The sequence below is a fragment of the Pseudomonas putida genome, assembly GCA_041879295.1.
GTDB lineage: Bacteria > Pseudomonadota > Gammaproteobacteria > Pseudomonadales > Pseudomonadaceae > Aquipseudomonas > Aquipseudomonas putida_Y.
The window spans coordinates 3,495,085-3,521,578 of the sequence record CP047152.1 but is presented as its reverse complement, the minus strand read 5'-3'; the positions used below and the strand labels follow the sequence as shown (position 1 = coordinate 3,521,578).

General features: G+C 63.4%; 23 protein-coding genes and 3 pseudogenes. 13 read left to right on the top strand and 13 right to left on the bottom strand.

Going from position 1 to position 26,494, the window contains the following annotated elements; all coding sequences use genetic code 11:
* Positions 1–13: 13 nt before the first annotated feature.
* Complete coding sequence (locus GST84_16125) at positions 14–1,696, bottom strand: amidohydrolase family protein (GenBank protein ID XGB13775.1); 1,683 nt, start codon at positions 1,694–1,696, stop codon at positions 14–16.
* A 131-nt stretch (positions 1,697–1,827) separates the two neighbouring features.
* Here GST84_16125 and GST84_16120 point away from each other — a divergent pair, with 131 nt between their 5' ends.
* Positions 1,828–2,448, top strand: coding sequence for a TetR family transcriptional regulator (locus tag GST84_16120; GenBank protein ID XGB13774.1), 621 nt, complete (start codon positions 1,828–1,830; stop codon positions 2,446–2,448).
* Positions 2,449–2,500: 52 nt separating this feature from the next.
* On the opposite strand, the pseudogene GST84_16115 reads toward GST84_16120, so the two are convergent.
* Positions 2,501–3,307, bottom strand: a pseudogene (locus tag GST84_16115) (LysR family transcriptional regulator).
* Between GST84_16115 and GST84_16110 the strand changes: the two are divergent.
* A pseudogene (locus tag GST84_16110) lies at positions 3,307–3,748 on the top strand (MFS transporter). The pseudogenes GST84_16115 and GST84_16110 sit on opposite strands and share 1 nt — an antisense overlap.
* Before the next feature lie 52 nt (positions 3,749–3,800).
* Here GST84_16110 and GST84_16105 read toward each other — a convergent pair.
* Complete coding sequence (locus GST84_16105; protein XGB13773.1) at positions 3,801–4,424, bottom strand: glutathione S-transferase; 624 nt, start codon at positions 4,422–4,424, stop codon at positions 3,801–3,803.
* A gap of 197 nt (positions 4,425–4,621) precedes the next feature.
* Between GST84_16105 and GST84_16100 the strand changes: the two genes are divergently transcribed.
* Positions 4,622–4,924, top strand: a complete 303-nt coding sequence (locus GST84_16100; GenBank protein ID XGB13772.1) for a DUF3077 domain-containing protein — start codon at positions 4,622–4,624, stop codon at positions 4,922–4,924.
* Between the two features lie 79 nt (positions 4,925–5,003).
* Positions 5,004–5,726, top strand: a complete 723-nt coding sequence (locus tag GST84_16095) for a hypothetical protein (GenBank protein XGB13771.1) — start codon at positions 5,004–5,006, stop codon at positions 5,724–5,726.
* A 75-nt stretch (positions 5,727–5,801) separates the two neighbouring features.
* Here the strand turns inward: GST84_16095 and GST84_16090 are convergent, their stop codons facing one another.
* The 3 genes and pseudogenes from GST84_16090 to GST84_16080 all read right to left on the bottom strand — a co-directional run bounded on the left by GST84_16090 (position 5,802) and on the right by GST84_16080 (position 8,595).
* Positions 5,802–6,353, bottom strand: coding sequence for a WYL domain-containing protein (locus tag GST84_16090; protein ID XGB13770.1), 552 nt, complete (start codon positions 6,351–6,353; stop codon positions 5,802–5,804).
* 361 nt (positions 6,354–6,714) lie between these two features.
* A pseudogene (locus tag GST84_16085) lies at positions 6,715–6,939 on the bottom strand (NAD-dependent DNA ligase).
* 231 nt (positions 6,940–7,170) lie between these two features.
* Complete coding sequence (locus tag GST84_16080; GenBank protein ID XGB13769.1) at positions 7,171–8,595, bottom strand: aminotransferase class I/II-fold pyridoxal phosphate-dependent enzyme; 1,425 nt, start codon at positions 8,593–8,595, stop codon at positions 7,171–7,173.
* Between the two features lie 325 nt (positions 8,596–8,920).
* Here GST84_16080 and GST84_16075 point away from each other — a divergent pair, with 325 nt between their 5' ends.
* Positions 8,921–10,333: an amino acid permease gene (locus GST84_16075; protein XGB13768.1), complete on the top strand. Its 1,413-nt coding sequence runs from the start codon at positions 8,921–8,923 to the stop codon at positions 10,331–10,333.
* Positions 10,334–10,336: 3 nt separating this feature from the next.
* On the opposite strand, the gene GST84_16070 is transcribed toward GST84_16075, so the two are convergent.
* Complete coding sequence (locus tag GST84_16070) at positions 10,337–10,516, bottom strand: hypothetical protein (protein ID XGB15786.1); 180 nt, start codon at positions 10,514–10,516, stop codon at positions 10,337–10,339.
* 114 nt (positions 10,517–10,630) lie between these two features.
* Here GST84_16070 and GST84_16065 point away from each other — a divergent pair, with 114 nt between their 5' ends.
* Positions 10,631–11,407, top strand: a complete 777-nt coding sequence (locus tag GST84_16065) for a trans-aconitate 2-methyltransferase (GenBank protein ID XGB13767.1) — start codon at positions 10,631–10,633, stop codon at positions 11,405–11,407.
* Here the strand turns inward: GST84_16065 and GST84_16060 are convergent.
* Together GST84_16060 and GST84_16055 are read right to left on the bottom strand one after the other, a co-directional pair.
* A complete protein-coding gene (locus GST84_16060) occupies positions 11,397–11,768 on the bottom strand; it encodes a DUF2784 family protein (GenBank protein ID XGB13766.1) in 372 nt (123 codons plus the stop codon). The genes GST84_16065 and GST84_16060 overlap by 11 nt on opposite strands.
* Before the next feature lie 156 nt (positions 11,769–11,924).
* On the bottom strand, positions 11,925–12,794 hold the full coding sequence (locus GST84_16055; GenBank protein XGB13765.1) for a LysR family transcriptional regulator: 870 nt from the start codon (positions 12,792–12,794) through the stop codon (positions 11,925–11,927).
* Between the two features lie 243 nt (positions 12,795–13,037).
* Here GST84_16055 and GST84_16050 point away from each other — a divergent pair, with 243 nt between their 5' ends.
* The 5 genes from GST84_16050 to GST84_16030 all read left to right on the top strand — a co-directional run bounded on the left by GST84_16050 (position 13,038) and on the right by GST84_16030 (position 19,147).
* On the top strand, positions 13,038–14,354 hold the full coding sequence (locus GST84_16050; protein XGB13764.1) for an MFS transporter: 1,317 nt from the start codon (positions 13,038–13,040) through the stop codon (positions 14,352–14,354).
* A gap of 14 nt (positions 14,355–14,368) precedes the next feature.
* Complete coding sequence (locus GST84_16045) at positions 14,369–15,760, top strand: FAD-dependent oxidoreductase (protein XGB13763.1); 1,392 nt, start codon at positions 14,369–14,371, stop codon at positions 15,758–15,760.
* Positions 15,761–15,857: 97 nt separating this feature from the next.
* Positions 15,858–16,571 carry a YebC/PmpR family DNA-binding transcriptional regulator gene (locus GST84_16040; protein XGB13762.1) on the top strand — a complete coding sequence of 238 codons (714 nt, stop codon included), beginning with the start codon at positions 15,858–15,860 and terminating at the stop codon, positions 16,569–16,571.
* A gap of 137 nt (positions 16,572–16,708) precedes the next feature.
* Positions 16,709–17,653 (top strand): LysR family transcriptional regulator, encoded by a 945-nt coding sequence (locus GST84_16035; GenBank protein ID XGB13761.1) that lies wholly within the window; start codon positions 16,709–16,711, stop codon positions 17,651–17,653.
* Between the two features lie 81 nt (positions 17,654–17,734).
* Positions 17,735–19,147, top strand: a complete 1,413-nt coding sequence (locus tag GST84_16030; GenBank protein ID XGB13760.1) for an aminotransferase class V-fold PLP-dependent enzyme — start codon at positions 17,735–17,737, stop codon at positions 19,145–19,147.
* Positions 19,148–19,214: 67 nt separating this feature from the next.
* On the opposite strand, the gene GST84_16025 is transcribed toward GST84_16030, so the two are convergent.
* A complete protein-coding gene (locus GST84_16025; protein ID XGB13759.1) occupies positions 19,215–20,588 on the bottom strand; it encodes an MFS transporter in 1,374 nt (457 codons plus the stop codon).
* A 289-nt stretch (positions 20,589–20,877) separates the two neighbouring features.
* Between GST84_16025 and GST84_16020 the strand changes: the two genes are divergently transcribed.
* Positions 20,878–22,785: a TIM barrel protein gene (locus GST84_16020; GenBank protein XGB13758.1), complete on the top strand. Its 1,908-nt coding sequence runs from the start codon at positions 20,878–20,880 to the stop codon at positions 22,783–22,785.
* Positions 22,786–22,853: 68 nt separating this feature from the next.
* Here the strand turns inward: GST84_16020 and GST84_16015 are convergent, their stop codons facing one another.
* From GST84_16015 to GST84_16005, 3 genes are read right to left on the bottom strand one after another with little or no spacing between them, the layout of a single operon-like run.
* Positions 22,854–23,522, bottom strand: coding sequence for a methyltransferase domain-containing protein (locus GST84_16015; protein ID XGB13757.1), 669 nt, complete (start codon positions 23,520–23,522; stop codon positions 22,854–22,856).
* An 11-nt stretch (positions 23,523–23,533) separates the two neighbouring features.
* Positions 23,534–24,886 carry a chromate efflux transporter gene (gene chrA / locus GST84_16010; protein ID XGB13756.1) on the bottom strand — a complete coding sequence of 451 codons (1,353 nt, stop codon included), beginning with the start codon at positions 24,884–24,886 and terminating at the stop codon, positions 23,534–23,536.
* A gap of 17 nt (positions 24,887–24,903) precedes the next feature.
* Complete coding sequence (locus GST84_16005; protein ID XGB13755.1) at positions 24,904–25,767, bottom strand: diguanylate cyclase; 864 nt, start codon at positions 25,765–25,767, stop codon at positions 24,904–24,906.
* Positions 25,768–26,017: 250 nt separating this feature from the next.
* On the opposite strand from GST84_16005, the gene GST84_16000 reads away from it, so the two are divergent.
* Entirely contained in the window at positions 26,018–26,494 is a 477-nt protein-coding gene (locus GST84_16000) for an isochorismatase family protein (protein XGB13754.1), read from the top strand.

The following is a 26,494-nucleotide window of genomic DNA, read 5'->3' as shown; positions in this document are numbered from 1 at the left end:
GTCGGGTCCGGGGTCAGGCGCGGGGCAGGGTACCTGCGTCGTGGGTGATGCGGCCGTTCATCACGGTCAGCGCTACTTCGGTATTGCCGATCTGGTAGCGGTCCAGTTCGAACAGGTCCTGCTCCAGCACGATGATGTCGGCACGCTTGCCAACGGTGATCGAACCGATTTCCCGTTCCAGGCCCAGTTGGTAGGCACCGTTGAGGGTATAGGCGGCGATCAGTTGCGGGATGCTCAGGCGCTCGTCGGCATCGGGCATCACAGGGGCATCGGGTTCGCCACTGAGCTGGCGGGTGTGGCCCGATTCGATGTGTTCCACCGGCTTGTGCTGGCATCGGCATTGGCACACCAGGCCGTCCATGCCGATGGACACGGTCACACCCTGGTCGATGAAGCTGCGGAATTTGTACATCGACGCCCAGCGCGGGTAGCCATAGGCCTGCTGGATGGCCTCGGCGTAGGCGTCGACCACGCCCCACTGCAACTGGGTGTTGGCCATGACGCCGATACGGCGAAAGCGCGGGATGTCGTCGGGGTGGGTGAGGAAGGCGTGAGTGATGACGTGGCGACGGTCGCGGGGCGGGTTGCTGGAGAACGTGCGCTCAAACACGTCCAGCGCCATGCGCACGGCGGCATCGCCCACTGCATGCACCATCACGTCGATACCGAGGGCGTCGGCCTTGCGTACATGGCCCTCGAACACTTCCTCGGGCATGGTCGTCGAACCGCAGCTGTGTGGCTTGTCGCAATAGGGCTCGAGCAGGAATGCGGTGTGGTTCAGCTCGGTCCCGTCCAGCATCAGCTTGAGGGTCTGCGCCTTGACCAGCGGCGAGTCGTAGCGTTCGCGCAGGGCCTGCAGCCGAGTGACCGGGTCGTCCTCGGTGCCCATGTTGATGTAGCTGCCGACTACCCGCAGTTTAAGGCGCTCCTCACGCTCCAGTTGCTGCAAGGTTTCATACAGCAGCGACTGGTCGCCGGCGGGGTCGAGGAAACCGGCATCGAATACTGTGGTAATTCCGGCCGCCACCAGTTTCTCCTGCCAGAAGGGGATCGAGCGCAGGTACAGGTCGATGCCTGTCGGCAGGTAGCCGGCTTCGCTCAGGCGTTGCATCAGTAGCGAATAGGCTGCGCAGTCAATGATCAGGCCCGTTGGCTCGCCGGTGATCGGGTCCTTTTCGAACCAGCTGGCGCCTTCTTCTACCGCCGGGGTGTTGCGGTCGATGCCGGCAGCGTTCAGGGCGAAGCTGTTGACCCACATGGTGTGATAGTCGGTGGACAGCAGGCACACGGGCTTGTCCGGACAGATGGCATCCAGTACTTCGCGGCGCAACATGTGCCCAGGCATCAACGGCTGGATCCAGCCCATGCCGGTAATGGCTTTTTCAGAGGGGTTGGCCTCGACGTAGGCCTTGAGCAGGGCCAGCACCTGTTGTGGGTCTGTATGGTTGACCAGCGCCTGAAAGGCAAAGGCGGTAGAGGAAAAGTGCCAGTGAGACTCGACGAAGCCCGGCAGCACCAGTTTGCCGCCGGCATCCAGCAGCCGTGTGGCAGGGCCGGCGTATGCCATGACGCTGCCGCGGTCGCCCACGCAAACGATGCGTTCGCCGCAAATGGCCACCGCCTCGGCCCAGGGCCTGTGCGGGTCGACCGTGTAAATGCGGGCATTGTGGATGATGAGGTCTGCGGCGGTGGACATGGCAACTCCCGGGGTCAGAATAGAACATTAGTTTTGAGTTGATTAAAACCTTTAGTCAATAAAATATTTTTACGACACAGCTTTGCGTTATGCTGGGCGCCGACGTGTACGGATCGAAAAAAGGTGTGAATGTGAGCGGATTGCGCGAGCAGCAGAAGGCGATGCGTCGTGAAACCATCAGCCGAACGGCGCTAGGCCTGTTTGAAACGCAGGGTTACCAGACCACCACCATGGAACAGATCGCGCGCCTGGCCGCAGTGTCGGTGCCCACGGTGTTTGCCTACTTCGGCAGCAAGCAGGAGATTTTGCTGGAGAAGCTCCGCGAGGCCGACCACCGGGCGGTGACCGAAGCCCGGCGGCGCCTGCCGGAATTCGACGATGCGCTGGAGGCCCTGTGTTGCTACGAAGCGCACTTGACCGATTACGCATTCGAGGTGCTGCCTGCACCGCTCTGGCGCGAGATATTGCCGCCGTTGCTGCCGTTGCTGGGGGCTGAGCAGCAGGGCGTGCCGGATGCCTACAGGCGGGTCAATGACGCGCTGGTCAACGAGTTGAAGTGCCTGCTACAGGACTTGTGCGACAGCGGCAGGCTGTCGGCTGGGCTGGACGTGGGGTATGCGGCGTTCCTGATCAACGATTACGGGCACCTTCAGTTGCTGCGCCTTTGCAGCCGCGAGCCGCTGGACATGGCGGCACACCGGGCGGATGTGCGGCGGTTCATGGGCTTTATCCTGGCCGGCATGCAAGCGTGATGAGACTGACCAGGGGGCGTGTGGGCGGCCTTGTCGCGACATGAGGCCGGCTCTACAGGCCGCCAGATAGCTGCTCCACCAGAAAGTCCACAAACACCCGTACCCGCGCCGGCATCGCCGGGCCGCCGACGAACACCGCATGAATCGGTTCCCGATCACCAGGGTTGTAAGCCTCCAGCAACGGCACCAGCTGCCCGTTGGCCAGGTCATCGGCCACGGTAAAGGTGCCGATACGCGCCACGCCGGCGCCCAGCCTGGCCAGTTGCGCCAGCGCCTCGCCACTGCTGCATTCGATATTCCCTTTAACCTTCAGTGAGAACGTATGCCCGTCGCGGTGAAACGGCCAGTCGGGCATCGCACGGCGGAAGTTGAAGCGCAGGCAGTTGTGCCTGGCAAGGTCTTCAGGCGCAAGCGGGGTACCGTGGCGTTGCAGGTAATCGGGCGAGGCCACCGCTACCTGGCCGGTCTCGCCGATGGCGCGGGCGCTCAACGAGCTGTCCGGCAGGTGACCGAAGCGCAGCGCCACGTCGGCCTGGCCGCTGAGAATGTCGGCCACCTCGTCGCTGAGGGTCAGGTCAACCAGCACTTGCGGGTAGCGTGCGCTGAAGGCCGCCAGCAGGGGCACTACGGTCAACCGGGCATGGCCCAGCGCAGCGCTGACCCGCAAGCGCCCGCGTGGCACGCCTTGGTCAGTGATGGCTTCTTCCACTTCGAGCATGTCCGCCAGCACTCGCCGTGCGCCGCGCAGGTAGGCCTCTCCCTCGGGGGTGAGGGCGAGCGCTCGGGTCGTGCGCAGTAGCAGGCGGGTACCCAGGCGCTGTTCGGTGCGGGCGAGAATGCGGCTGACCGCCGAGGGTGATGCTGGTGCTGTTCGGTGTCGGCCTGACCTTGGGCAACGTGTGGGGCGGCAAGGCGGCGGACCGCTCCATCGATCGCACCCTGATCCTGTCACTGGCTGGGCTGATTGCCGTGCTGCTGGTGTTCCCGCTGGTACTGGACTGGCCATTGCCGACCGCCCTGGCGATCCTGGTTTGGGGGGGCGGCCAGTTTTGCCCTGGTGCCGCCGCTGCAAATGCGGGTAATGGAGGCGGCCAACCTGGCCTCGGCAGTCAACATCGGCGCGTTCAATCTGGGCAATGCAATCGGTGCGGCACTGGGCGGCGCGGTGATCAACGCGGGGCTGGGCTACCCGGCGATCTCCCTGGCGGGGGCTGCGATGGCGGCGCTGGGGCTGGTGTTGGTGCTGCTGTTTGCCTGGCGAGGGCGAGGGGGGGTAGCTGCGCGGCAGGTTGCGCTGTAACAGGCCGGAACCTTGGGGCGCTTTGCGCCCCTCGACACACTTCCTGGCGGTACTACGGAGTACCGTTTCGGCCATGCAAGTGATAGGCAGGGCGCTCGCTGAGTCGCTCGTAATAATCGCGCACAGCAGGCAGGTGCGGGTGCTCGAACGGCGTTTCGAACCAGCGGTTGACCGACAGGCCGATAGGGATGTCGGCCAGGGTGAACTGGCTGCCGGCCACATAGGCGCCGGTGCTCGCCAGTTGGCGGTCGAGGATGCGCATGTAGCGTGACCACTCGGCACAACCGGCAGCCAGTGCTTGCGGGTCCTGGTGAGCGGGTGAGTGCCTGACCAGCGACATGAACGCGTAGCTCCATGAGCGGTTCAGGTCCGAGGCCTGCCAGTCGATCCACTGATCGATCCTGGCCCGCGCCTGGGCCTCGCCGGGATAGAACGCGGTGGCGCCGTAGCGGTTGGCCAGGTAGCGGATGATGCTGTTGGATTCCCACAAAGTGAAGTCGCCGTCCTGGATCACCGGGATCATGGCGTTGGGGTTCAACCCGAGGAACTCGGCGCTGTCAGTGGCCTTGAAGCCAGAGCCCCAGTCTTCGCGTTCGAATGCGATCTCGAATTCGGCACAGGCCCACATGACTTTTCGCACATTGATGGAAGAGGCTCTTCCCAGTATCCGCAGCATGGTGTTCGTCCTTGTGTGGGGGAGGTTGATCGTCCGCCACTGCCGGGGGCGGGTCAAGGGGCTGAGCGGTGGCTCGGCGCTCCCTTTGCAGGGTTCTTGTAGTCCATTTCCTAAAGTGACCGTTTCCAGGCCTTTGTCATTGTAATGGGGTAGACAGCGGCCTAGCCTCTGCACGCGCCTAACCTTGAGGAATGGACATGGACAGCGAAACGCCGAAAAACAGCAGCAAACCCACTGTCGTGCGTGCAGCGAGCCGCTTTGGCAACAGCGATGCCGAACTGGTGCAAATGAAACCGCAGCTGCCAATACGCACCGCACTGATGGAAGCTTCGGGCATCATGGGCTGCATCACCGAAATCACTCGCAAGGCCATCGACAGGCCTGGCGACCGCCAGGTGATGATGAAGGCCACGTACTATCTGGCCGGGATGGCCAAGTCACTGATCGACGGCCAGCTGCTGCAGATACGTCAGGCACGCGAAGGCGAGGGCGAAGCCTAGCCAGGCTTGCCTGGGGGGCGCGAACTTGGCACCCTTGGGCGGTTTTAATCGTCTGTAACACGACAGAAGGAAGCATGCATTGAGCTGGGACAAGGTGGGAAAGCTTCTCGTCGCCGTGCTGATCGGCCTGATGGTCCTGTTGGCCGCCTACGCGTTGCTCAGGGGCAATCCGCGTCTTGAGGCGTCCCTCACCTATGCCTACCTCACTTACCCCGGCCAGTTCAGCGAGCGGATCAGCAAAGCCAGCGAACAGCTGAAGTACGAGCAGTTGCAGGGGCAAATCAACGGTATCGTTCAAGGCCAGCTGGGCCATGATCAGGTCGAGCGGCTCATCGAAATGGCGCAGGCACCTTATGCTCAGCTGTTCGCCAAGCCTTTCGAGGCCGGGCTGGTCGACCACCGTACCGGCCTGCTGGTCGAACTGCACAACAGTGGTGATGCGCAGGTCCGGCAGGTGAAAATCCGCCTGCCAGCCAAGGGCCTGGTGCAGGTGCGAAATGCTGCCGGCAACGACACGCTGCTGGAAACCCCCACCGCCCAGGTTGATATACCGGCCATCGAGCCAGGTGGCACATGCAAGGTGTGGGTGTATTTCGATGCCGACTACTCACAGATCCGCCATGGCGGGGTCAGTATCAGCCATGCCGATGGTGAGGCCAAAGTGCAGGTGTACCGCGAGGTCATCGGTTTTCCGGCCATGGTGGCCCGTTACAGCCGTGAGCTGATGATACTGCTTGGCATACTGGCGGCCAGCGTACTGGGCCTGGCCTATGCTTGCCTGGCACGTCGTGACCCGCGGTAAAGCGACCTGAGCCATTCCGGCGTCGCGTTTTGGCGATGCCGTAGCGTATCCCGGAACCTACTGACGCCGTTGGCGTTATTGCTTACAGCTCTCTCCATCATGCAGCGCCAGGCTCTGGCGCAATTGTTCAATCATGGCCGCGCGCAGCGCCTGCGGGGCCTGGATGCGGATCGAACCCGCCTGGGACAGCAGCCAGCCCATCAGCGCACGGTTGTCGACGACGGTGGCCACCAGCGCGGCACCGCCGCTAGCCTGCGGCGTCAGTTGCATGTCGAGGGATAGTGGTGACTGTTCCAGCCGGCGGGCCAGCGCGTCATCGACCCAGGCATACAGTACAACGTGTGTCGGGGGCGCAAGTGTGTCGGGTTGCAGCTGCTGCGCTTCGCCCAGGCTCAAGCCCGGTTGCCAGTACCAGCCATAAGGCATGCCTTTACTGTTGCACTGTAGCGGGAACAGTGCGGCGAGCTCGACCAGGTCGCGCTCGACGGTGCGTTTGCTGGTGGTATGGCCCACGGCTGTTAGGGCAGCCTGCAACTGGGTGGAGCTCATACCCGGGTGGCGGCCGGGCAGTAACTTGAGCAGTTGCCACTGGCGGGCGATGGTATGGCGGGTCGGGTGGCTGGGCAAAGGGTTCGTCCTTGAAGACAGGCACCAAGCCTGCCTGGGTAGTGGCGTTTAGCTATTGCCCAGCATACCTTTTCCAGGAATGGGATCCAAGTTCCCGGACGCGCTCTTGGCTTGAGGCGTGTCACTGTCTTGCCACAACTACCAATCCCACAAGGGCTCGCTCCCACATGGTACGCGGACCGCTTGCGCGCTGAGTTTTCTGCGCGACTGCGCAGTCCAAGGGGTTGGGCGATGTCCCACAAAGGCCTCGCCTATCGCGTCGAAGACGAGCGTATCGTTGTAGTGGGTGGTATCGGTTGGCAAGCGCGAGCGTAGCGAGGTCTATCGATCTGCTCAGAAGCGGTGAACGCCATCATGGTCATCAACCAAACGCCGCACGCTGCCAATGCGCCTCGCTCACAATCGCAATGTTCGCACCCGCTTCCCTGATTTCCACTGCTTTCTTGATCTTCGTGCCGTAACTGCTGTGCAGCCACTGCTCGTTGCCAATACTGCCAATGACCAGATAGTGGATCTTCTTGCTCACCCCCGCGGCGATTGAACCCCCACGTTCGACTACCAGTGCTTCGCATGCTTTGCGAGGCCCCCGTTCCTTTGTTGTCCGGTTAGTTATGGGGTCATCTGAATCAAGCGTCATGCGCTATTGGTAAAAAAGCCAGGTGTTATTTCACCTTGCCATTGCGCCCCGCGAGCCTCCCCCGGGGGCATGGCTGGAAATGATGAGGTGCAGCGGGGAACCTTCGATATCAAGGGAACAAACTAGGCGGACAGCGGGCCCTCACAGGAAGGTGTGGCCCAAAACTGATGTGGAGCGGCCTTACATCCCGCCCCGCCGCACATGCTTCACCAACACCTTCTCCAACAACTCCCACATCGCCGGGTCCGTACTGAACGCCACATTGAAGCGCATCCACCCGGTCGCCTTGGCGTCGACCATGAACAACTGCCCAGGCCCAAGCATGATGCCTTTCTCCAGCGCATCATCCAGCAACGCGGCGCTATCGGGAATCGCCGGGTGGCGGGTCCAGATGTACATGCCTTCATCCGACTCGGTGAACAGTTCGAAGCCCAATCGGTGCAGGTGCCGGCCAACTTCCTGATGCGCCTCGGCCAGGCGCTGGCGCAGGCGCTTGAGGTGCTTGCGCCAGCGCCCGTCGATGATCGCCGCATACACCACGCGCTCCATCACCTGCGAGGTGGTCAGGCCTGAGCGCATCTTCAGGTGCAGCAGTTTTTGCATCAACTCGGGGTTGGCCAGCATGTAGCCGACCCGCACGTTGGGCGAAATGCTCTTGGAATAGCTGCCCACGTACACCACCTGCTGCAGATGGTCGAGGCTGGCCAGGCATGGCTGCGGCTCGGCGACCATGTCGGCGTACAGGTTGTTCTCCACCAGGCGGAAGCCATGCTGGCTGGCAAGCTGCAGCAGGCGGTGCAACTGCGGTAGCGGGGTGCGCGAGCACGTCGGGCTGTGCAGGTGCGGCTGGGTGAAGAACGCCGTCGGGCGGTGGTGGGTGAGCAATTGCTCCAGCTGGTTCAGGTCGTAGCCGGCCGGTGTACGTGGCACGCCTACCAGGGTTGCGCCTTGGGTGCGCAGGATGCTCATGAGGTTCGGGTAGCCGGGGTCGTCCACCAGCACCACATCGCCTGGGCGCACCAGTGTGCGTGCGGCCAGGTCCAGGGCCTGGCTGGCGCCGTGGGTGAGCATCAGCTGTGCCGGGTTGGCGACGATCGACAGCTCTTGCTGCAGGTTCTGGGCGGTCAGCGCACGCAGCTCCATCAGGCCCATGGGGTCGCCGTACCCCGACAACTCCAGCGGGCTGCCGGCCACTTGGCGCAGGCCGCGGCGCAGGCCGTCTTCGTACATCCAGTCGTTGGGCAGCCAACCGCACCCCGGCTTGTAAGGCAACTGGCGGATTTCGAAGATCTGCTGCAGGTACCACTCGGAGTTGAACATTGGTCGACTGGTGTCGGCCTCGGCGTTGTGCTGCTCCAACAGGTCGCCCGCCGCACGGTTGACGAAGAACCCCGCATTGCCACGGCTCACCAGCAGCCCTTGGGCGACAAGGCGGTCGTAGGCTTCGACCACGGTGAAGGTACTCACCGAATAGCTTGCGGCAAAGGCGCGGATCGACGGGACCTTGGCGCCTGGCTTGAGGGTTTGGTTGTCGATCAGATCGCGCAGCCCGTCGATGATCTGGTTGACCAGCGGGGTTGAGGAGTCTGGATGTAATTCGAACATTCGGGGCCTTCAGGGTGCGTATCGCCTGGCGTTTGCAGGGTGTACTGCATGGGCGACCTATACAGTGCAGTGCGAGATTCATGCCACTGTGCATGGCTCTCTGCGTCGTACATTTTTACATTAGGTGTCGGATATCGCCACATAAAGCATGTTCAGTTCGCCTCAGGCAGTCGCCCTGGGGCGCGTCAGCAGGCCGCCATGGAAGGCCTGCGTGTGTTCGTTCACACCATCCTGCCCGCATTAGCACTGATGTACAGGTGAAATCGCCAGCCATCGGGGTTTCACAGTTTTCCTTGGATAAAAAGAAGCACGGGGTACACAACTGATGGACGCAACATCCACAACCACCACCGCGAAAAGCGGGCACGAGAGCAAGCTCAGTGCCTCGCTGAAGTCGCGCCACCTGACGATGATGTCGATCGCCGGGGTTATTGGCGGCGCCTTGTTCGTCGGATCCGGCAGCGTGATCCACAGTGCCGGCCCAGCCGCTGTCCTGGCCTACCTGGCAGGCGGCATCCTGGTGGTGCTGATCATGCGCATGCTGGGTGAAATGGCGACTTCCTCGCCTGACACCGGCTCGTTCTCAACCTACGCCGACCGCGCCATTGGCCGTTGGGCCGGTTTTACCATCGGCTGGCTGTACTGGTGGTATTGGGTCATCCTCATGGCCTGGGAAGCCTATGTGGCGGGCAAGATCCTGCATGGCTTCTTCCCCGACGTTAGCGTCAACGTGTTCGTGCTGGCCACGACCCTGTTGCTGATCACCGTCAACTTCTTCAACGTCAAGCACTACGGTGAGTTCGAGTTCTGGTTCGCCTTGATCAAGGTGATTGCGATCGTCTGCTTCCTGATCGTGTGTACCGCTGCCGTGATGAACATCTGGCAGTTCGGTGAAGTGCGTGGCATCAGCCACCTCACTGCCGAAGGCTTCATGCCCAATGGCATCACCACGGTGATCGGTGCCTTGCTCGGGGTGATGTTCGCCTTCCTCGGCGCCGAAATCGTCACCATCGCCGCTTCCGAAGCCAAAGACCCGGCTGCGCAGATCGTCAAGGCAACCAACTCGGTGGTCTGGCGTGTGTGCCTGTTCTACGTCGGTTCGATCTTCCTGATCGTCTGCCTGGTACCGTGGAACGACCCGCACCTGGGGGTTTCTGGCTATGGCGCTTACCGCCGTACCCTGGAACTGCTGGGCGTGCCGTATGCCGAGCTGCTGATGAACTTCGTGGTGCTGACTTCGGTGAGCAGCTGCCTGATCTCTGGCCACTACACCGCATCGCGCATGCTGTTCTCCCTGGCCCAGCGTGGCGACGCGCCGTCGTTCTTCAAGATCACCCGCGCCGGTACCGGTGTACCGGTGTACGCGATCATGGGTTCGTGCGCCGTGGCCGTGGTATGTGCGTTGATCAACTTCAGCGAGACCCTGCGCCCGAAAGACGTGCTGGACACCCTGATGAACACCACCGGCATGATCGCCCTGCTGGTGTACCTGGTCATCGCCTTCTCGCAACTGCGCATGCGCCGCAAGCTGATTGCCCAAGGTAAGGAAGTACGCCTGAAGATGTGGCTGTTCCCGTGGCTGACCTACCTGGTGATCGCGTTCATCGTGGCTGCCCTGGTCACCATGGCCTTCATGCCTGACTATCAGATCCTGGTCATTTCCACCGGTATCGCTGCGGCGGTCGTGGTGGCAATGGGTGTGGTGCACCAGATCCGCTCTGGTAGCAAGCAGCACTAAGCGTCACTCGCGTCTGGAAACGGCCGGCTCCCTTGGGGACCCGGCCGTTTCGCGTTGTTGGGCCTGGGCTTTTTCTGCGGGCATGTGGAAACGCTGGTTCATCCACGGTGAACCGAGCAGGGCGGCCGCGGCGATCAGGGCCAGGATGGCGAGGGCGATGTAGGTCTTCATGGGCGTGCGCATGGAAGGACTGACTTCAAGCATAGGTGATCAGTTCCGGTGTTATCCCTGCGCAACCGTCCCGCCGGGCGACAGATGGCATATGCTAGGCACATTGCCCGCCCAAAGGAGCCGCACATGGCCTGGTCCGCCACCCAGTATTCCCTGTTCGAAGACGAACGCACGCGCGCCGTACGCGACCTGATTGCCGCCATCCCGCCACGGCCGGTGCGCCACGCCACTGACTTGGGGTGCGGCCCCGGCAACTCGACCGAGGTGCTGCTGCAACGTTACCCCGATGCCCAGGTGACGGCACTGGACAGCGACCCGGACATGATCGACAAGGCCCGTGAGCGCAAGCGGCTGTGCATCCCGCGTGTGCGCACGGTCATTGCCGACATTGCCGGCTGGACTGCCCCCGAGCCGCAGGACTTGATCCTGGCCAATGCCTCGCTGCAATGGGTGCCTGACCACGCCTTGCTGTATCCGCACCTGGTGCGCCAGCTCAGCGAGGGCGCCAGCCTGGCCGTGCAGACCCCGGACAACCTCGACGAACCGGCCCACCGGCAGTTGCGCGAGATCGCAAGCCAAGGCCCCTGGGCGGCGAAGTTCGCCGACTTGCAGTTGCCGCCACGGCACAACGCGGCGTTCTACTACGACTTGCTCAGCCCGCTGTGCGCACGGGTGGACGTTTGGCGCACCACCTATCATCACCCGTTGATGGGCGGCGCCGAAGCGGTAGTGGAATGGTTCAAGGGCTCGGCGTTGCGGCCTTATCTGGCCAGGCTTGATGAGCAGGAGCAGGCTGACTTCCTGCAGATGTACCTGCAGGCCATGCAGCGCGATTACCCGCCGGCCTCTGATGGCAAGGTCCTGTTGCCCTTCCCGCGGTTGTTCGTGATCGCTACCCGCTAGGACGGCGCCAGCGCCAGGCCACGTAGCTGTAGATGCCGAGGTTCAGCGCCAGCACGAGGGTGCCCAGCAGCAGCTGGGTCTGCGGGGTGAGGCCGGCGGGGTAGATCAGTGGCCAGATGTAGTGCTCGACGAAACCGCCCCGGTAACCTGCGTCACCGGCGGCATTGCGCATGCGGTTTTCCCAGGTGGTGAGCGGGCAGCCCAGATGCAGGCACTCCACCGCCAGGCCCCAGGCCAGGGCCGGCAAGTGCAGCAACAGGGCAGGGCGCCAGCGCAGCACCAGCAGGCCGCCGAACAGCACCAGCAGAATGAAGGCCAGGTGCAGCAGCACCAAGGTGTCGGCGGCAAGGCGGTAGAGCATGGGTGGGTGCCCACGGATCGAGGTTATCCCAGCATAGTTGGGTTGCCTGAACTGGCCCCTTCGCGGGCTCGCCCGGTCCCACAGCTTCACCGCGGATTGTGGATGCTGCGCAGGACCTGTGGGAGCGGGCGAGCCCGTGAAAAGGCCAGCACAGGCCTACACCCTTTCCTCGACCATCTGCAGGAAAGTCGCCACCACCCGGCGGGTTCGCTGCTCGCTCAGGCACACCAGGGTCTCGGTCAAATGGCGCTGGCAATCCACTATCGGTAACGCACATACCCGCGCATCGGCACCAAACTCCGCCGCAGACACCACGCCCACACCAATCCCTACCACCACTGCTTCACGCGCCGCTTCCCGCCCCTCCACCTGGATCGCTGCGCGCATCCGCAGGCCGGCACGTTGCATCTCTTCTTCCAGCGTCTGCCGCGTCACCGAGCCGGGCTCGCGCAGCACCAGTGGCGTGTCGTCCAGGTCGGCCAGGCTGATCGAGCCGCGGCTGGCCCATGGGTGGTGGTGGGAAACGAACGCCACCATCGGGTCACGACGCAGCGGCAGGCAATGCAGGCGCTCGTCATCGACATCCCGGCCCAGCAGGGCCAGGTCAGCCTGATAGCTGAACAGCCGCGCCAATGATTCGTCGGTGTTGCCGGTTTCGATCTTCACCTGGATCCCCGGATAGCGCTGGCAGAAGCGGGCGATCTGCGGCAGCACGTGCACCGGCGCATCCACTGCCAGCACCAGGCTGCCGGTCTGCAGTGCACGCGAGTCGTGCAGCAGCTCCTGGGCTTCGGCCTCGCAGGCGAACAGGCGCTGGCTGATGCCCAGCAGCCGCTCGCCAAGGTCGGTGAGCTGCACCGAGCGTTTGTTGCGGTGGAACAGCAATACGCCGAAGCGCTCCTCCAGTTTGCGCACCTGGTCGGACACCGCAGGCTGGGTAAGAAACAACTTTTCTGCGGCGCGGGTAAAGCTACCGTGCACGGCCACCGCGTGGAAAGCCTTGAGTTGAGCGTGGGAAACCGACATGACGACCTCAGTAACAAGCTGAGCTTATGTGTGTAATACGATAAATCGATTTTATTTATCTTACAGCAACTGTTTCCATGGATTTCAGCCCGACGCTGGCACCACGAATGCCGCCAGGGCCATGGCGCTCACACGGCGCCACCTGACCCGATGACAGCCTCGTCATCGCTGTGCGTAACACAAGAACAAGACAGGCGTTTCTTCACATTCTGCCGGCACACTTGAGCAAGAGGTCAGACTTACATGAACCATTCCCTAGCCGCGTTCAAACGCTGGCGCATCCAGATTTTCGCCATCACCTGGCTGGCTTACGCCGCCTTCTACTTCACCCGCAAAGCCTTCTCGGTGGCCAAGCTGGGCATCGCCGAAGACCCAGGTTTCATGCTCGACAAGGCCGCCATGGCCAACCTGGACGCCATCTACCTGGCCGCCTATGCCGTGGGCCAGTTCACCTGGGGCATGCTTGCCGACCGCTTCGGCCCTCGCGTGGTCGTACTGGGCGGGTTGCTGATCTCTGCGGCGGCGGCAGTGGTGATGGGCAGTTACGCAACCTTCCCGATCTTCGCCACCTGCATGCTGGTACAGGGGCTGGCGCAATCCACTGGCTGGGCCGGCTTGTGCAAGAACATCGGCAGCTTCTTCCCGGCTTCGCAGCGTGGGCGGGTGCTGGGCCTGTGGAGTTCCTGCTATGCCTTCGGCGGCCTGGTAGCCTCGCCGTTCGCGGGCTGGTGGGCCTACACCCTGGTGGGCACCTGGCATGCGGCGTTTTTCTCCAGCGCGGTCGTGGTGGCGCTGGTGGCGGTGCTGTTCTTCTTCCTGCAGCGCAACAAACCTGAGGACGTCGGCTTGCCGGCGGTTGAGCCCGAGCCGCAAAGCATGGCCCCGGCCGACAACCTGTGCAGCGTGTGGGCGCCACTGCGGGAAATCCTGCGCAACCGCACGGTGTTGACCCTGGGCCTGGCGTACTTCCTGCTGAAGCCGGCGCGCTACGCCATCTTGCTGTGGGGCCCTGTGATCGTCTTCGAGCAGATGCCCTCGGTGGGCAAGGTGGGCGCGGCAATCATCCCGACCGCTTTCGAACTGGCCGGGCTGCTTGGCCCGATCATGATCGGCCTGGCCTCGGACAAACTGTTTGGCGCCCGCCGCATGCCGGCCTGCGTGATCAGCCTGGTGCTGCTGACCGTGACACTGGCGTTGTTCATGGCGGCCATGCACACCGGCAGCGTGCTGCTGGTGGTGGCCTTGCTGTTCGTCATGGGCCTGACCCTGTACGGGCCGGACTCGATGATCAGCGGCGCTGCGGCCATCGACTTCGGCACCGCCAAGGCCGGCGCTACCGCAGCAGGTTTCGTCAACGGCTGTGGGTCGGTGGGCGCGGTGCTGGGCGGGCTGCTGCCGGGTTATTTCGACGGCGTCACGGTGTTCATCGTGTTCGCGGGCTGCGCGCTGTTCTCGGCGCTGGTGTTGCTGCCGCACTGGAACAGCCGCCCGGCCAGCAGCGCGCAAGGCACCGACGTGGCACCGAACACCAGCATGGCAATCAAGCCACTGCGTACTTAAAGGAAAGCGAGCGAATGAGACCCTTCTGGCTGCAACAGGCCCTGGATTCGGCGCAGGAGGCGGTATGCCCGCCGCTGCAAGGCGATACCCGTTGCGATGTGTGCATTGTGGGCGGTGGCTACACCGGTCTGTGGACAGCGCTGATGCTCAAGGAGGCGGTACCGGCCCTGGATGTGGTGCTGATCGAGGCCGACATCTGCGGTGCTGGTGCCAGCGGCCGCAATGGGGGCTGTGCGTTGTCCTGGTCGGCCAAGTACTTCACCCTCGAACGCCTGTTCGGGGAGGAGGAGGCGGTACGGCTGGTGCGCGAGTCGGAGCGCAGCATCACAGACATCGGTGTGTTCTGCGCGGCCAATGGCATCGACTGCGACTTCCGCTTGGACGGCACGCTGTACACGGCCACCAATGCAGCCCAGGTGGGTGCCACCGACGCGGTGATCGCCGCGCTGGAGCGCAAGGGCATCAACTCGTTCCGCCGCTTGCCGCTGGAGCAGGTGCAGCGCCTGGCCGGTTCGGCACGGCACCTGGAAGGCTGGTTCTCGCCGGCCGCCGCCACCGTGCAGCCGGGCAAACTGGTGCGCGGCCTGCGCCGGGTGGCCTTGCAGCGCGGCGTGCGCCTCTACGAAGGCACCGCCATGACCGGCCTGGAGCACGGTGCCCCGGTGCAGGTCCGCACGGCCCACGGCACGCTGCGCGCCGACCGTGTAGTGCTGGGCCTCAATGCCTGGATGGCGCGCGTCTTCCCGCAGTTCGAGCGCAGTGTGGCGATCGTTTCCAGCGACATGGTCATTACCGAACCGTGCCCCGAGCTGCTGCGCCAGATCGGCCTGGACAGCGGGATCAGCGTGCTCGACTCGCGTATTTTCGTGCACTACTACCACAACACCTCCGATGGCCGGCTGATGCTCGGCAAGGGCGGCAACACGTTTGCCTATGGCGGGCGCATGTTGCCGGTGTTCGACCAGCCGTCGCCGTATCGGCGGTTGCTGGGCGAAAGCCTTGGCGGCTTTTTCCCGGCCTTGGCCGAGGTGCCACTGGCGGCCAGCTGGAACGGGCCGTCGGATCGCTCGGTGACCGGCTTGCCATTCTTTGGCCGGTTGGACGGGCAGGGCAACGTGTTCTACGGCTTCGGTTACTCCGGCAGCGGCGTTGGCCCGTGCCACATGGGCGGGCAGATTCTTTCGTCGCTGGCGCTGGGGCTGGACAACCCGTGGACCCGGTCGCCGCTGGTCAAGGGGCCGCTGGGGCTGTTCCCGCCCGAGCCGATCCGCTACCTGGGTTCGCTGATGGTGCGCAATGCCATCCGCCGCAAGGAGCAGGCCGAAGATCGTGGTGTGCGCCCGCGAAGGCTGGACGTGCGGTTGGCGCGGTTTGCCGCGGCGGCGGGCAAGGCCGATAAAGGCTGATGAGATTTCTTGTCGATCCCATGCTCGAGGGCGTATAAAATGCACCCACTTTTGGCCGGTCGCTTCCTGAACCGGCCGCTGAAACAAGAGAGTCGACATGGGCGCACAGTGGAAAGCCAAACATAAAGAAACAGCGGCCAATGCCAAAGGCAAGATCATGGGCAAGCTGTCCAAGGAAATCCAGATCGCGGCCAAGTCGGGTGCCGATCCCGACATGAACCCGCGCCTGCGCCTGGCCATCGTGCAAGCCAAGAAGGCTTCGATGACCCGCGAGACCCTGGATCGGGCAATCCGCAAGGGCGCAGGCCTGGACGGTGATGCCGTGCAATACCATGCGGTGAGCTATGAAGGTTTCGCACCGCACCAGGTACCGCTGATCGTCGAGTGCCTGACCGACAACATCAACCGCACCGTCGCGCAGATCCGCGTGCTGTTCCGCAAGGGCCAGCTGGGTGCCAGCGGTTCGGTAGCGTGGGACTTCAACCATGTAGGCCTGATCGAAGCCACGCCTGCGAGCGCTGACGCTGATCCGGAAATGGCCGCGATCGAAGCCGGTGCCCAGGACTTCGAGGAAGGTGAAGAAGAGGGCTCGACCCTGTTCATCACCGACACCACCGACCTGGACGCGGTGCAGAAGGCCCTGCCAGAGCATGGTTTCACCGTGACCGCGGCGAAAATCGGCTACACCCCTAAAAACCCGGTAAGCGCGGCGAGCCTGAGTGCAGAAGCACTGGCTGAGGTTGAAGCGTTCCTCGAAGCGATCGACGAGCACGATGACGTGCAGAACGTCTATGTTGGCCTGACCGAGTAATCGTCCGGGCCGCGTTGCGGCCTGTTCGCGGGCAAGCCCGCTCCCGCAGGTTTTTCACGATGCTTTACGATGTGAGAACCCTGTGAGAGCGGGCTTGCCCGCGAGAGGGCCCTTGAATTCCACCGCAGGGAGCCTGCATGAACCCCACCTTCGCCTCCCTCAGCCTCGCCCACCTGCGTACCCTCGACCACCTGTTGCAGCTTAAAAACCTCAGCCACGCGGCCGAGCGCCTAGGCGTCAGCCAATCGGCCCTTAGCCGCCAGTTGGCCCACCTGCGCGAAGCCTTCGATGATCCATTGCTGGTGCGCCAAGGGCGTGGTTACGTGCTTAGCGAGCACGCCGAAGCCCTGGTCGAGCCTTTGCGCCAAGTGCTCGAAGAACTGCAGGCGCTGCGCCAACCTGCCGTATTCGACCCGGCCCGCTGCGAGCGGCGCTTCTGCCTGGCTGCCTCGGACTATGTGGCCGAGCACATGCTGCCGTTGCTGGTCGCTGCGCTGGAGCACGAAGCGCCCTGCGTTTCGCTGGAGTATCGCACCTGGCAAGCCGGCCAGTATGCCTTGCTGGCCAGTGGCGAAATCGACCTGGCGACCACATTGTTCGACGAGTCGCCGCCCAACCTGCACGGGCGCCTGCTGGGGGAGGACCGCGCAGTGTGCCTGATGCGCCGCGATCACCCGCTGACTGCACATGGCGCGCTCAGCCAGGCCGACTACCTGGCGCACAAGCACGTACGTATCTCCGGCGGCGGGGACAAGGACAGCTTCATCGACCGCCATCTGCGCGCGCAGGGCCTGCAGCGGCGGGTCAGCCTGGAAGTGCCGTTTTTCTCCGCCACGGTCAACGTGATTGCCAGCAGCCAGGCCGTGGCCACGGTCCCCGAGCACATCGCCCGGCAGTTGAGCCGTTTGCATGATCTGGCCTGGCGGCCACTGGGCTTTATCGACCACAGCCAGCGGTACTGGGTTGTGTGGCACCAGCGCCTGCAGGCCTCGGCCGAGCACCGCTGGTTGCGTAACCGGGTATTCGAGTTGTGGCGCCAGTCGCAGTTTGGTGTGCAGGGCGGGCATGCGGGTTCGCCATAGCAGCTATGCGGGAAGCGGGGTTATTCGGCTGGGGATAGGTGCCTAGACTGGGGGCGATACGTAACCCACAGGAGAGCGAGTGTGACCCCCGAACAATTCCGCCAGTACGGCCACCAGCTGATCGATCTGATCGCCGACTACCGCCAGACCGTGGGCGAACGCCCGGTCATGGCCCAGGTCGAACCTGGCTATCTCAAGGCCGCCTTGCCCGCAACTGCCCCTCAACAAGGCGAACCTTTCGCGGCCATTCTCGACGACGTCAACAACCTGGTCATGCCTGGCCTGTCCCATTGGCAGCACCCGGACTTCTACGGCTACTTCCCCTCCAACGGCACCCTGTCCTCGGTGCTGGGTGACTTCCTCAGTACCGGTCTGGGCGTGCTGGGCCTGTCGTGGCAATCCAGCCCGGCCCTCAGCGAACTGGAAGAAACCACCCTCGACTGGCTGCGCCAGCTGCTCGGCCTGTCTGGCCAATGGAGTGGCGTGATCCAGGACACCGCCTCGACCAGCACCCTGGTGGCGCTGATCAGCGCCCGTGAACGTGCCACCGACTACGCCTTGGTACGCGGCGGCCTGCAGGCCGAAGCCAAGCCTTTGATCGTATATGTCAGCGCTCATGCCCACAGCTCGGTGGACAAGGCTGCACTGCTGGCAGGTTTTGGGCGCGACAATATCCGCCTGATCCCCACCGACGAACGCTACGCCCTGCGCCCAGAGGCACTCCAGGCGGCGATCGAACAGGACCTGGCCGCCGGCAACCAGCCCTGCGCCGTGGTTGCCACCACCGGCACTACGACGACCACTGCCCTCGACCCGCTGCGCCCGGTGGGCGAAATTGCCCGGGCCAATGGGCTGTGGTTGCACGTTGACTCGGCCATGGCCGGTTCGGCGATGATCCTGCCCGAGTGCCGCTGGATGTGGGACGGCATCGAGCTGGCCGATTCGGTGGTGGTCAACGCGCACAAATGGCTGGGTGTGGCCTTCGATTGCTCGATCTATTACGTGCGCGATCCGCAGCACCTGATCCGGGTGATGAGCACCAATCCCAGCTACCTGCAGTCGGCGGTGGATGGCGAGGTGAAGAACCTGCGCGACTGGGGCATTCCGCTGGGTCGTCGGTTCCGCGCCTTGAAGCTGTGGTTCATGTTGCGCAGCGAGGGTGTCGACGCATTGCAGGCACGGCTGCGGCGTGACCTGGACAATGCCCAGTGGCTGGCGGGGCAGGTCGAGGCGGCGGCGGAGTGGGAAGTGTTGGCGCCAGTACAGCTGCAAACCTTGTGCATTCGCCATCGACCGGCGGGGCTTGAAGGGGAGGCGCTGGATGCGCATACCAAGGGCTGGGCCGAGCGGCTGAATGCATCCGGCGATGCTTATGTGACGCCGGCTACACTGGACGGGCGGTGGATGGTGCGGGTGTCGATTGGTGCGCTGCCGACCGAGCGGGGGGATGTGCAGCGGCTGTGGGCACGTCTGCAGGACGTGATCAAAGGCTGAAGCCTGTACGGTACGTGTGTGAGCGGGCTTGACCGCGAAGGGGCTGCAAAGCAGCCCCTGCAATCTATCAGTGACTTACTGCCTGAAAGCTATCTTTACGGCTGGCTTCATAGGCTGCCTTTTCCATCGGCTTGGCCTCTGGGTTGCCCAGGTCTTCCATCGCCAGGCGGTGGGTTTCGGGGGCAATGTAGGCCGCCAGGGCGCACACGCCGGTGATGAAGAAGGCCAGCCCACCGACTACCAGCGGAATGTTGTCCGAGCCAGGTGGGGCAACCATTGCGAACAGCGCGGGCAGCATGGCGGTCAGCATGGTGCCGATGTTCTGCGCGATGGCCATGGCGGTAACGCGGTAGCGGGTGTGGAACAGCTCTGGGTAGAAGCTTGGGAACACCGCGTTGTAACCCTGGTAAACCATGCCCCACATGACGATCGAGGCGGCGAACGCCATTGGCACGTTCTGGATGCTGATCGCATACAGGTAGACGAAGGCCAGCAGGCCTGAGCCCAGGCAGCCAGCGATCATGGTCGGGCGGCGGCCGATCTTGTCCGACAGGTTGCCCACGAACGGGATCACCAGCACCGCGACGATGTTACCGACCACCGGAATCCACAGGTAGACGCTCTTGTCGAAGCCGATGCCATACGCCGGCTGTACCGCGTAGGCCGCACCGAAGATGGTGGCCACGACCGGGATCACGTTCATCAGGGCCATGAACATCACCAGCACCATGTGCTTCCAGCTGTGGCGGAAGGCTTCGCTGATGGGCGATTTGACAACCTTGTCCTGTTTCTCTTCTTGAACGAACGCCGGGGTTTCGTGCACTTCCTTACGGATGATGAAGCCGGCAATCAGCACGATGGCGCTCATCAGGAACGGAATGCGCCAGCCCCATTCGGTAAAGGCTTCGCTGGGCATGAAGTAAGCCAGTGGCAGGAATACCGCCGCCGCCAGTACCTGGCCCGCTTGCACACCTTGCAGGGTGAAACTGGCGTAGTAGCCCCTTCGGCCAAACGGCGCATGCTCCATGATCATGGAACTGGCACCCGAAATTTCCCCGGCCACGGCAAAGCCCTGGATCAGGCGCAGCACAACTAGCAAGGCCGGTGCGAGGTAGCCGATGTCGTGGTAGGTGGGTAGCAGGCCGACAGCCATGGTCGACAGGCCCATCAGGAACATGCACAGCAGCAGTACGTTCTTGCGACCGCGGGTGTCACCCCAGTGGCCCAGTACGAAGGCGCCGACCGGACGTGCCAGGTAGCCCACGCCATAGGTGGCCAACGAGGCAATGATGGCCATTTTCGGGTCGGTGTTGGGGAAGAAAATCTGCGGGAAAATCAGCGCAGCGGCCTGGGCGTAGATGAAGAAGTCGTAGTACTCGAGTGCCGAGCCTATCCATCCACTGGCGGTCGCTTTCTTTGCTTGCGAGCTGGAGTGAGCCATCGTTGTCTCCGTTGTTATTGTTGTTTGCGCAGGTTCCGCCAGAGGTTATGCCAAGGCAGGAGGCAACGGTCGGTGTGCCTGCGTCTGTGGTCCATGTTGACCACGGGCCCGCGGTCTAGCAATTCGCTAAAACGGGTTTTGTGCGATAATCGAACGCAAAACTAACCATTCCGTACAAAGATATTGAAGCGTCGACTTTACCTGCGAATAATCGATCGTGCCATAAACTGTGACAGGGGTTATTTGCCCGAATGGCACCGTATTCCTCCAACAACAAGGAACTCCCGCCATGCAGCGTTCGATCGCTACCGTGTCCTTGAGCGGCACTCTGCCGGAAAAGCTCGAAGCCATCGCCGCCGCCGGTTTTGACGGCGTCGAGATCTTCGAAAACGATCTGCTCTATTACGCTGGCAGCCCGCGCCAGGTGCGCCAGATGTGCGCCGACCTGGGTATTGCCATCACCTTGTTCCAGCCGTTCCGCGACTTTGAAGGCTGCCGCCGCGACCGCCTGCAGAGAAACCTCGACCGCGCCGAACGCAAGTTCGACCTGATGCAGGAGCTGGGTACTGACCTGGTGCTGGTGTGCAGCAACGTCCAGGCCGATGCCCTGGGTGACGAGCAACTGTTGGTCGACGACCTGCGCCTGCTGGGCGAACATGCCGGCAAGCGCGGCCTGCGCATTGGTTACGAAGCGCTGGCCTGGGGCCGCCACGTCAACACATACCAGCAAGTGTGGAACCTGGTGCGCCAGGCCGACCACCCGGCACTCGGGGTGATCCTCGACAGCTTCCACACCTTGTCGCTCAAAGGTGACCCAAGCGCGATCCGCGACATCCCCGGCGACAAGATCTTCTTCGTGCAAATGGCCGATGCGCCGATCCTGGCCATGGATGTGCTGGAGTGGAGCCGCCACTTTCGCTGCTTCCCGGGGCAGGGCGAAATGGACATGGCGGGTTTCCTGGCGCCGATCCTCGCCACGGGCTACCGTGGCCCGCTGTCGCTGGAAATCTTCAATGACGGCTTCCGCGCCGCACCAACCCGGCAGAATGCCGCCGACGGCTTGCGTTCGCTGCTGTACCTCGAAGAGCAGACTCGCTTGCGCCTGGAGCAGGAAAACACGCCGATCGAACCTGGCGTACTGTTCACCCCTCCGCCGGCCAGCGCTTACGACGGCGTGGAGTTCCTGGAGTTCGCGGTCGACGAAGCCGTCGGCGCGCGCCTGGGCAACTGGTTGAAGCGCCTGGGCTTTGCCGAAGCCGGCAAGCACCGCAGCAAAGAAGTGCAACTGCTGCGTCAGGGTGATATCAACATTGTGCTGAACGCTGAACCGTATTCCTTCGGCCACAACTTCTTCGAGGCCCATGGCCCGTCGCTGTGCGCCACTGCGCTGCGGGTCAAGGACCAGCAAGCGGCCCTGAAGCGTGCCACTGCGTTCCGTGGCCAGCCGTTCCGCGGCCTGGTCGGCCCCAACGAATGTGAAGTGCCGGCCGTGCGTGCGCCCGATGGCAGCCTGCTGTACCTGGTAGAGCAGGGCACTGCCGGCCACTCCCTGTACGACACCGACTTCAGCCTGGACAAGAACGCAGCCGCGACCGGCGGCCTGCGCCGCATCGACCACATGGCCCTGGCCCTGCCGGCCGAGTCGCTGGACAGCTGGGTGCTGTTCTACAAGAGTTTGTTCGACTTCGCCGCCGACGACGAAGTGGTGCTCCCCGACCCGTACGGCTTGGTCAAGAGCCGCGCGCTGCGCAGCCAGTGCGGCACCTTGCGCCTGCCGCTGAATATCTCGGAAAACCGCAACACCGCCATCGCCCATGCGCTTTCAAGCTACCGTGGTTCGGGCGTGCATCACATCGCCTTCGATTGTGACGACATCTTCCGCGAAGTGGCGCGGGCCAAGCTGGCAGGGGTGCCACTGCTGGAAATCCCGCTGAATTACTACGACGACCTGGCGGCGCGTTTCGATTTCGACGACGAGTTCCTCAGCGAACTGGCGTACTACAACGTGCTGTATGACCGCGACGCTCAAGGTGGCGAGCTGTTCCACGTCTATACCGAGCCGTTCGAGGAGCGTTTCTTCTTCGAGATCATCCAGCGCAAGGCAGGGTACGCCGGTTACGGCGCTGCCAACGTTGCGGTGCGCCTGGCAGCCATGGCCAAGGCCCGTAGCGGAGCGGCGCGCAAGCCGGTGCTGTAGTCGCCTGCACTGGCCTGTCTTGTGGGAGTGGGGTGAACCCTGCTTCCACAGGATTATTACGGCCCGATTCAGTGACGCTCAGCCACCATCAACAATGACTGCGGCACCGCGCTCTGCGGATGCTGCGGTTCCTGCAGACTGACCAGTCGCAACCCCGCCATGTCCAGCGCAATCAGCCAGCTGGCCAAGGTGCGGAAATACCAAGGCATCGGTTGCCAATCCCCGACGAACCCGGCAAAAGACTCCTCTCGCCAGCCATCCTGATAATCCCCGTCGGCCACGCTCCACGGGTGCAGGGTCTGGATCACCAGCGCACCGCCTGGCACCAGCAAAGCACGCATTGCCGACAACAGTTCAATGATGTCCTGGTGCAACAGTGCGAAGTTGGCGCAGATCAGGTCATAGTTTTTGCCAACATGCACCTTCGCCTCAGCCAACTGCGCATAGCTGGCCAGGTGCACCTCACCCGCGCCCGCGGCTCGCGCTGCATCTACCAGCGTTCTGTCGCCGTCGACGCCCACGGCCTCGATACCCCGGTCGGCCAGCGCGCGCAGCAGCCAGCCCTCACCGCAACCCAGGTCGAGCACCCGTTCGGGCTGGCGGCCAAGGATGGCCAGCAGGATGGCCTGGTCAGTGACCTGGCGACGGCTCTCGATGGCGCCGTTGCGTACGGCGTCGATCCAGGCTTGGGCGTTATGGTGCCAACTGTCGAGCAAGGCGTCTTCAGGGTTGCGCATGATCGGCTCCATCAGCGGAAAAGGTGAAGGGCGAGCCCGGCAACGGCGCAGCCGATCAACACGTGTATCACCCCGCGCTTGTAACGGAACAGTGCCACAGCCGCCGCGAGCGCTATCGCAGCCGAGGACCAGTGGAACGCGCCATCGAACCCGGCCGGCCACAGCACGTGGTAGCCGAAGAACAGCGCAAGGTTGAGGATTACCCCCACTACAGCCGCAGTTATCGCGGTCAACGGGGCGGTGAATTTCAGTTCGTTGTGGGTCGACTCCACCAGCGGCCCTCCGGCGAGGATGAACAGGAACGAGGGCAGGAAGGTGAACCAGGTCACCAGGCCCGCCGCCACAGCGCCCGCGAGGAACGCCTGGTTGGCGCCGAACATCGGCTGCAGGTAGCCACCGACGAAACCGACGAAGGCCACCACCATGATCAGCGGCCCGGGCGTGGTCTCGCCCAGCGCCAGGCCATCGATCATCTGCGTGGGCGACAGCCAGCCATAGTGGCTGACAGCCCCTTGATAGACATAGGGCAGCACTGCATAGGCACCTCCGAAGGTCAGCAGCGCCGCCTTGGTGAAGAACCAGCCCATTTGCGTCAGTGTGCCTTGCCAGCCAAAGGCCGCCGTCAGCAGGCCCATGGGCAGAAGCCAAAGCGCCGCCACTGCCAGCAGCAAGGTCACCAGACGGCCCCAGCTGAAGCGGGCGTGCGAGGGTATCGGGGTCTCGTCGTCGATCAGCGCCGGGCGCTGGCGGGCCCTGGCTGCGCTGTGGCCACCACCTGGCGCGAACTGTGCCGGCAGCACCCGGCCACCGACATACCCCAGCAGTGCGGCCGCCAGCACGATCAGCGGAAAGGGGACGTCGAGCGCGAAAATGGCCACGAACGAGGCCGCGGCAATGGCCCATAACCAGCCATTCTTTAGCGCCCGCGTGCCAATGCGGTGGGCGGCATGCACGACGATGGCGGTCACGGCCGGCTTGATCCCTTCGAAAATCCCGGCTACCACCGGTACTTCGCTCCAGGTCAGGTACACCCACGACAGGCCGATCAGAATGAACAGCGACGGGAGCACGAACAGAGCGCCGGCAATCACCCCGCCCCAGGTACGGTGCGTCAGCCAGCCGATGTAGGTGGCCAGTTGCTGGGCCTCCGGCCCGGGCAGCAACATGCAGTAGTTGAGGGCATGCAGAAAACGCCGCTCACTGATCCAGCGGCGCCGCTCCACCAGCTCCTGGTGCATGATCGCAATCTGCCCGGCCGGGCCACCGAAACTGACGAAACCCAGCTTCAGCCAGAACAGCAATGCCTGGCCCAGGCCGACAGAGGCGGGTGTTTGCCCGGCAGTTGCTTGCAGGTGTTCAGCCATGCGGTGTGCCCTTGCCTTCAGCCCGTCGCAGCGCGTTGGCGCTTGATTCGGTACATGTGCCCGTCAGCATGGCGCAGTAGCATGTCGGCATCGTTGCCGTCTTCGGGAAAGCAGGCCACGCCAATACTGCAGGAAGGTGCCTCGATGCCGGAAAATTCGGCGTCGAGCGGTTTGGCCATGACCGCGAGAATGTGCTGTACGTGCGTGGCAATGGCCTCCGGCGACGGGCAATCGGGTAACAGCACGGTGAATTCGTCACCGCCCATCCGCGCTACCGTGCCAGCCGCCCCCACGCAGCTTTCCAGGCGTCGGGCCAGTGTGCACAGTACCCGGTCACCCACGCTGTGGCCGTGGTTGTCGTTGATCTGCTTGAAGTCATTGATATCGAGGAACAGCAAGGCCAGCCTGCGGTTGTGACGCCGGGCCGCGGCCAGGGCGGTGTCCAGCCGCTCATTGAACATGGCGCGGTTGGCCAGCCGGGTCAGTGGGTCATGATGGGCGAGGAAGCGCAGTTCGTCTTCGGCCTCGCGCAGGGCGGTAACGTCCCGTGCCACGCCGATACGCGCCTGGGCCTCGTCGGACCAGCAGGCCGCCCACAGTATGTGCACCACGCTGCCATCCTTGCGAAGGTAACGGTTGCTAAAGTCGTAGTGCGGCTGGCCGTTCATCACCCGCATGATCGAGGCGCGCGTAGCCGGGAGGTCGTCAGGGTGCATGTAGCGGGTGATCGGTGTGCCGATCAGTTCGCAGGCTTCATAGCCCAGCAGCGTCTTGCAGGCATCACTGACGAACACGATCTGGTTGTCCCTGTCGACCACGAATACCGTGTCCAGCATCAGGTGGATCAGCCTGGGGTACAACGCTTGCAGGTCTACGGGCATGGTTCAGGGGGTCCGCGGCAGGGTGACCGATCATAGCCTGAAGGAATACGTCGCAGCTACGGCAGCCTGCAGGGCCAGGGCGCCGATTGTCGTCACAGTCCAGTGCTTGCAGAAGCTGCCTTGTGCTGCTCGCCAAGGTATTTGCCCAACTTGCGCCGGCCTTGTCGGTGGGGGGAGCAACGATGGGTGATCAAGGCCCGGTGCCACGCGTTATACTCCGCGCCATTTTGCATGATGGCCGGAGTACGCTATGCGCCAGGTTTTGCTCATCGTCGATGTTCAGTCCACCTTCAGCCCGCCCGAGTGGCTGGTCGATGGTTTGCGCCGGTTGTCAGCGAACATTCCCACCATAGCCTCGGTCGAGTTGCACGATGAACAGATCACGCCGTTCGAGCGCCAGCTTGGCTGGCACCCGGCGGCCGAGGACGAGAGCCTGGTCGAGGCCGACCAGGTGTTCGTCAAGCATGGCTATGGGCAAAGTGCCGAAGCTATCGACTACATCCGGCAACTGGGTGTAGAGCGGGTGCTGGTGTGCGGGTTGCAGACCGAAACCTGCGTGCTGGCCGCAGGCTTTGCCCTGTTCGACGCAGGGCTGATGCCCACGCTGGTGACAGACATGACAATAGGGTCATCGCTGGACCGCTCGGGCAAGTTGGGTACCGACCTGTGGAAGCACCACTTCCGGCAGGTCACCACCTCGGCCGAGGTGCTGGCCGAACTGGCCTGA

Coding starts and splice junctions, on each gene's coding strand:
- GST84_16125 (XGB13775.1), bottom strand. CDS start 1,696: ATGTCCACCGCCGCAGACCTCATCATCCACAATGCCCGCATTTACACG.
- GST84_16105 (XGB13773.1), bottom strand. CDS start 4,424: ATGCTGCGGATACTGGGAAGAGCCTCTTCCATCAATGTGCGAAAAGTC.
- GST84_16100 (XGB13772.1), top strand. CDS start 4,622: ATGGACAGCGAAACGCCGAAAAACAGCAGCAAACCCACTGTCGTGCGT.
- GST84_16080 (XGB13769.1), bottom strand. CDS start 8,595: ATGTTCGAATTACATCCAGACTCCTCAACCCCGCTGGTCAACCAGATC.
- GST84_16075 (XGB13768.1), top strand. CDS start 8,921: ATGGACGCAACATCCACAACCACCACCGCGAAAAGCGGGCACGAGAGC.
- GST84_16070 (XGB15786.1), bottom strand. CDS start 10,516: ATGCGCACGCCCATGAAGACCTACATCGCCCTCGCCATCCTGGCCCTG.
- GST84_16065 (XGB13767.1), top strand. CDS start 10,631: ATGGCCTGGTCCGCCACCCAGTATTCCCTGTTCGAAGACGAACGCACG.
- GST84_16060 (XGB13766.1), bottom strand. CDS start 11,768: ATGCTCTACCGCCTTGCCGCCGACACCTTGGTGCTGCTGCACCTGGCC.
- GST84_16055 (XGB13765.1), bottom strand. CDS start 12,794: ATGTCGGTTTCCCACGCTCAACTCAAGGCTTTCCACGCGGTGGCCGTG.
- GST84_16050 (XGB13764.1), top strand. CDS start 13,038: ATGAACCATTCCCTAGCCGCGTTCAAACGCTGGCGCATCCAGATTTTC.
- GST84_16045 (XGB13763.1), top strand. CDS start 14,369: ATGAGACCCTTCTGGCTGCAACAGGCCCTGGATTCGGCGCAGGAGGCG.
- GST84_16040 (XGB13762.1), top strand. CDS start 15,858: ATGGGCGCACAGTGGAAAGCCAAACATAAAGAAACAGCGGCCAATGCC.
- GST84_16035 (XGB13761.1), top strand. CDS start 16,709: ATGAACCCCACCTTCGCCTCCCTCAGCCTCGCCCACCTGCGTACCCTC.
- GST84_16025 (XGB13759.1), bottom strand. CDS start 20,588: ATGGCTCACTCCAGCTCGCAAGCAAAGAAAGCGACCGCCAGTGGATGG.
- GST84_16020 (XGB13758.1), top strand. CDS start 20,878: ATGCAGCGTTCGATCGCTACCGTGTCCTTGAGCGGCACTCTGCCGGAA.
- GST84_16015 (XGB13757.1), bottom strand. CDS start 23,522: ATGCGCAACCCTGAAGACGCCTTGCTCGACAGTTGGCACCATAACGCC.
- chrA (XGB13756.1), bottom strand. CDS start 24,886: ATGGCTGAACACCTGCAAGCAACTGCCGGGCAAACACCCGCCTCTGTC.
- GST84_16005 (XGB13755.1), bottom strand. CDS start 25,767: ATGCCCGTAGACCTGCAAGCGTTGTACCCCAGGCTGATCCACCTGATG.
- GST84_16000 (XGB13754.1), top strand. CDS start 26,018: ATGCGCCAGGTTTTGCTCATCGTCGATGTTCAGTCCACCTTCAGCCCG.